Raw genomic sequence first — 5,628 nt, 5'->3', positions numbered from 1 at the left:
ATTGGTTCTCTCATTGCTGCTACTGTGCCTCACTAGAATGAAAAACGCTATACACACGCGATTCATCGCTGGCTAGGCGATCGCCCATTCATTGCCCGTGCCAATACATCGCCCAGGCAACAGGCGATCGCCCGCAAGTCCTCCCGTAAGCCTTCCCTAAAACCGGAAAAGCGCGCTCAGCCATAGCCCGTGCTGGGTCAAATCGACTTCAACTCGTCTCAGCCCTTCACCATCCTCAAAATCAAAACCACTGAAACCATAGGCGAGTTGGATCGCCGCCGAGCGCGACAGATAATAGCGTGCCCCAGCCCGCAAATTCCAGGTGATATCGCGCTCCGCATTGACATTAAAGCCTGACACATCGCCCTCTAGCCCAAGGCTCCACAGCGGTGAGAGGTCTAGCTCGATGCGGGCACCCACCAGCGGCTCCAGGGTGGTTCGAGAATAGGTGAACTCTTGATCGAGTGAGAGGGTGGTAGGAGGAATCGGTAGCGGGCTGGGGTCGATGCGTACTTCGTCAATTTCTAGCTCTTGCCGCAAAATATTGGTACGGATTCCCAAAAGCGGGTCAATCACCAGGCGCGGATAGGGATTGTCTACGGTCGCCGAACGGCGCAGGGGAGTATCCACCACGCGATAGAACGCCGCCAGATCGATCGTGCCCTGCCGCACCGACACACTCGCATCCGCCTTGCCCCTGACCGGAATCGGAATTCCAAACCGCGTTAGAGCGCCAGCAGGAAAGTCTGCTCCCAGCGTGCCGCTCTGCCCTGCCACCAAATAAAAACCTTCTAGCCGCAGACCAAATCGCTGATTTCGCGCTTCAAACCGCAGCCCGCCATCAAAGGCTTTATCAAGGTTAAGAATATCCTCTAGCCCTGCCTGAAGCGAGGCCGATCGCCCCGCTACCGTCACATCTGCGCTGACATCAAACGGCACAAAAAAGTATGGCTCTAGCGAAAACTGCCAGCGATCGCCCGACTCTGGCTGATCCGAAACTTCGGGATCGGCGGGGAAGACCTCAACTGGCTCGCCTGGTTCAACATCGCCTTCCGGCAAATCCGCAGGTTCCAGCTCCGGCAAATCCACCGGTTCAATCTCGTTTTCTGGCGAATCAAGCGGGTCTTGCGCCAGATCCAACGCTTCTTCTCTGCCTGCCTCAATCAACACCTGCGCGGAGGCGAGTGGTGGAGGCTCCAGCGCGGGCGGCTCTGCGGGGACATCGCTGCCGATCTGCGCCGCTGCCGTGAGAGTTGGAACAGGACTGGGCTGAAGCGAATCGGATTGGAACGTACCGAATGAAAACTTTAAGGCTTCACGCGGTTCTGCCAGGGCAGTCCCTTCCGCACCCGCAGCCAGCACCGGATTCTCCCCAGCATCCAGGCTGATCGATTTGGCAGATTCGCCGCTCGTTGTTGAATGCCGCTCGGTCGCCTGGGCGGGCGCAACCCACAGCACCGCCGCCACAGAAGCTGCGATAGAGAAAGACTGGGCGATCGCCCTCACTTTTCGCACCGGAGCCTGATGATTGTTTAGGCGATCGCCTTGAGAAGAATAATTCCGACAAAACACTAATTTCCTAAGCATAATTCAAGCTGTAGAGGATTGATTTAAAGATGTGTGTGAAGGCGAATTTTTGATGTCAAGCTCGGCAAGATATGGCGATCTCAGATCATACTTTGTCGAGTCTTACTTCGCCCGCTGCGAAACTAGATGCAAGCCTAAAAAGACTCCAGATCAACTCAGCAGATTCTTGTAAATCTTGCCGTCTTTCATAATCACCACAAAATTTTGGGCAGGGTTTTCGATGAGCCGAATGTTCTCCAGTGGATTGCCATTGACAAGCAGCAAATCCGCCAGCGCCCCTTCTTCTACCACGCCCAATTTTCCGGGATAGGGATTTCGCGGCCCGGACATGGCCAGCAGCTCTGCATTGTCATGGGTTGCCATCTTCAGTACTTCCGCAGGTGTATACCAGCGCACCATTTTAGACAAGAGCCTGCCCCGGCGAGCAGCTTTTGCAGGGTCGTAAAGCACATCTGTTCCCCAAGCAGTCTTGATGTTGTACTGCTTGGCCAGCCCATAGGCAATATCAGTGCCTTCTGACACTTGCAACTGCTTCCTACGACTTTCCGAGCCTTCGGGATACGGGTTAGCATCTTCGTCATCCAGAAAAGGCTGAATGCTGAGCCAGACTCCTTTTTCAGCAATCAGTCTGGCAGTTGGCTCATCAATGAGTTGACCATGTTCAATGCACTTCACCCCGGCTTGAATAGCTGTCTGAATTGCCTTTGGTGTGTAGGCATGAACTGTCACGTAGGTATTCCAGTCTGAGGCTGCATCAACAGCGGCACGGAATTCTGCCTCAGTGTATTGAGCGACATCAAGGGGATCGTATTCAGAAGCCACGCCGCCACCGGCTGCCAGCTTAATTTGGCTAGCGCCCCTCATCAGTTGCTCGCGGGTGGCACGCAGCACTTCGGGTACGCCGTCGGCGATCGCCCCCACACCATACTTCTCGGCCAGGCTTAGCTCCGAGGTCGGGGTTCTGGGCAGTTCGTCCAGCGAGCGAAAGTCTCCATGTCCGCTGGTTTGAGAAATCATCGCACCCGATGGCCAGACGCGCGGCCCGATCAAGTTGCCCTGATCAATCGCTTTCTTCAGGTCAAACACTGGCCCGGCTAAATCCCGCGCCCCCGTAAAGCCATTCATCAGCATCCGGTTAGCGCTTTCGGCAGCAGCCCGAAACACCTGCTGAGCCAAGGCATCCACATCACCGCCCGCCTCCAACAGCGCTGCCTGACCCGCAACCCCTTCCAAAAACAGGTGAGCATGGGCATCAATCAACCCCGGCATCAGCACCCGGCCGTCGCCCTCAATTAAGAGGGTGCGGAGATCGGCCGGAATAGGAATCGGCGAGGTGGAAATGCGCTCGATTTTGTTGTCAATGACTAATACATTGGTGGGGGCTGAAAGCTGTGGGGAGGTGCCATCAAACACCCGCACATTTTGGAATAAAACGCGATTAATGTTTGGGTCTGGGAGATTAACGGATGGCTGGCTCTGTGCCCAGCCCACTCGCGTTATCAGCCCAAACAGGACAAGTAGAACGACTCCCAAAATAGTCGAGTATCGAAATCGGGAACTCATACTGTATCATGCCTCATCTCAAAGCTTCTAAAAACTCAGCAACTTGCAAACTTAGCGAGTTAACCGCTTACCATCGACTCTTTCAAAAGAACTTGAATTAACTCGCACGATTGCATCTCACAATCTGAACCTGTAAACCTGTGTAAAGGTATGTTGAAAAAGCAAAAGGTATCTTAGAGTTCTACCTAGAACAACAGAAGTTTTTTGCTGAAAAATAGCGACTTGAAGAGCAATCGCGATTTTCCGCTAATAACATATCATCTGAATTTTGTTAAAGCAAGTAATTGCTAGAGATCTATTGCTTTGGCAATAAAATTAACTGAAAAAGTCCCTTAGTGGTGCAGAGAAGTCTTGAAAGGGTTGCTGTGGCTAAAGTCTTAATCCAAGACACCAATAGCTGAAAGGGGGCATTCCATGAGACGCTTAAGTTCTCTAACTCAAAGCGAAATTCAATAGCCCCCCCCTTTTTGTATCGTCAACTGCAAGACCAACTGCGTCAATGGGGACAGCCCAAAGACCAGCGTCATCTCCAAGGATTTTCAGAAATTGTGGCTGCGATCCTGCAATCGAAGAGGGCTGGCTTGGGAGAGTGGCTTACCTACCTGAAGCACCGAGGTTGCCAAGCCCGCGCCCACATGGAGCGGTAGAGTTATTTCGTCCATAACGAGCAAATCACCGCAGAGCGATTCTACGAGCCCATTCTGCGCCCTGTTCTACAAGCCTTTGCCGGGGAGTCGGTGCTGCTCACCCTCGATACCAGGATGCTGTGGGATCAGTTTTGTTTGATTGAAATCTGTTTTGTCTGAGGTGGCCGCTCTTTCACCCTGTCTCAAGTCGTGCTGGCGCATGGCAGTGCCATGGTGGGCTTTGAGCAGTATCAACCCCTGCTAGAGCGTGCCAAACAAGTCCTACCCCCGGACGTTCAAGTCACCTTGTTAGCCGACCGAGGCTTGGAACACGCCGCCCTCGTGCGTGGGCTGAGGCAGCAGCCGTGGTCTTGGGCAATTCGGGTCAAGTCAGATCTCTCAGTCACTCTCACCAATGGTCAAACCTGCTCGGGGGCACAACTCATGCCACCCCCTCAGCAGGCTTATCTGTACCCGGATGTGCAGGTCTTCACTGATGCAGGTCTTCACTGATATGGACTGTCATCTCGCCATGGCTCAACTGAGCGATGCAAAAGAGACTTGGGCAGGGCTGTCTGACCACCCCCCTTGATTGCAAACCTTTGCACTTTACGGTCGGCGATTTGGGGGATTGAACCCCCTTTCAAGGATTACAAGTCTGCCGCTGTCGACGTTCTCAAGTCCGGCTTGCGGAATGCTCAGGCGCTGACTTGCTGATTGATGCTGCTTGACTGTGCCATCTTGATTGCGCTGATATTAGGCAGGATGCTCGTCCAAGCGAGACAACGAGTTGCTTTTGATTGGCATGGCAAGCGGGGCTTAAGTTTTCTGCAATTGGGTTTGCGACAGTTGGCTGGACTTTGCTATCAGCGCTTACCTTTGTCCTCCCTGGCGGCGTTACCCAAAAGAAACCCGCCTCCAGCTTGTGCTTCTCAGAAGAAACGAACCAGGTTAGAGTGCAGGATTGAATTCTCTAGGGTCGTTTCATTCTCACGTTAAGACAGACAAAGTTTTCTGCACCACTAAGCCGAGGTGGGACAGGAAAATCCAACTTTGTTGCAAACTTGGCAACCACAGTAGCTGCCTTAGGCAATCGAGTTGGAGTTGTGGATATAGATGTTCCCTCTCCAGGAATTCATAACTTGTTTTGTCTAGAACCAGAGCAGATCAGCAAGACCCTCAACAATTACTTGTGGGGTGAAATCTCAATTCAGGAAGCAGCTTATGACGTGAGTGCTAATGTTAACGTGAATGGAGCAGGCAAGCTATTTCTGGTGCCTTCCAGTGTCAAAGCCGATGACATCGCCAAAATTTTGAAGAATAGCTATGATGTCAGGCTGATGAATGACGGGTTTCGCGATCTGGTTAAAGGACTTCAGCTTGACTATTTATTTATTGATACTCATCCTGGTTTATCGAAGGAAAGGTGACATGCTCCCCCTGACCTTCATCATTATCTTCAACCTGCTGATCTTTTTGAGCGGGCTTCTATTGCTCCGAAGATTCGGCAAAAATGCTCATGTTTATACCAAGAAGACAGGATTAAACGTTGCTTTCAGGAAAACCGAATTGCTCCTCAGCAATGCGGGAATTCTTGTCGCTCTATTTCTGATTTGGGAGCTTTCCACCAAAGCGGTCATAGATTTTGATTCGCTATGGTTTCACCTGCCTGCGATCGCCCACTGGTATCAATCCGCCTCTCTCACACTGCTTGATTCTACTGGACGCTTGATTTTCGAGCATCCTGATGCAGCGGGTTATCCCTATAATTGGCATCTGCTGTCTTTACCTTTTGTCTTAGAGGATATTTGGAAATACGGAGAGGTCACAATTGCTCAGGTCAATCTGCGTA

The 5,628-nt window shown here is 52.1% G+C and carries 3 protein-coding genes and 2 pseudogenes; 3 read left to right on the top strand and 2 right to left on the bottom strand.

Annotation, left to right across the window (positions count from 1 at the left end; genetic code table 11):
• Window positions 1-156 precede the first annotated feature (156 nt).
• Together IGR76_18830 and IGR76_18825 are read right to left on the bottom strand one after the other, a co-directional pair.
• Complete coding sequence (locus IGR76_18830) at window positions 157-1,587, bottom strand: hypothetical protein (protein MBF2080510.1); 1,431 nt, start codon at window positions 1,585-1,587, stop codon at window positions 157-159.
• Between the two features lie 150 nt (window positions 1,588-1,737).
• Window positions 1,738-3,150 carry an amidohydrolase family protein gene (locus IGR76_18825; protein ID MBF2080509.1) on the bottom strand — a complete coding sequence of 471 codons (1,413 nt, stop codon included), beginning with the start codon at window positions 3,148-3,150 and terminating at the stop codon, window positions 1,738-1,740.
• Window positions 3,151-3,602: 452 nt separating this feature from the next.
• Between IGR76_18825 and IGR76_18820 the strand changes: the two are divergent.
• The 3 genes and pseudogenes from IGR76_18820 to IGR76_18810 form a co-directional block, all read left to right on the top strand.
• Window positions 3,603-4,775: pseudogene (locus IGR76_18820) on the top strand (IS4 family transposase).
• Window positions 4,763-5,200: pseudogene (locus IGR76_18815) on the top strand (P-loop NTPase). The pseudogenes IGR76_18820 and IGR76_18815 overlap by 13 nt, the downstream one beginning before the upstream one ends.
• On the top strand, window positions 5,157-5,628 hold a 472-nt coding region (locus tag IGR76_18810), incomplete at its 3' end, for a hypothetical protein (GenBank protein MBF2080508.1). The pseudogene IGR76_18815 and the gene IGR76_18810, both read left to right, overlap by 44 nt.

It is taken from the genome of Synechococcales cyanobacterium T60_A2020_003 (assembly GCA_015272205.1).
Classification (GTDB): domain Bacteria; phylum Cyanobacteriota; class Cyanobacteriia; order RECH01; family RECH01; genus JACYMB01.
Note: the sequence above shows the minus strand (reverse complement) of the source record. Positions and strands in the feature narration are given on the sequence as shown.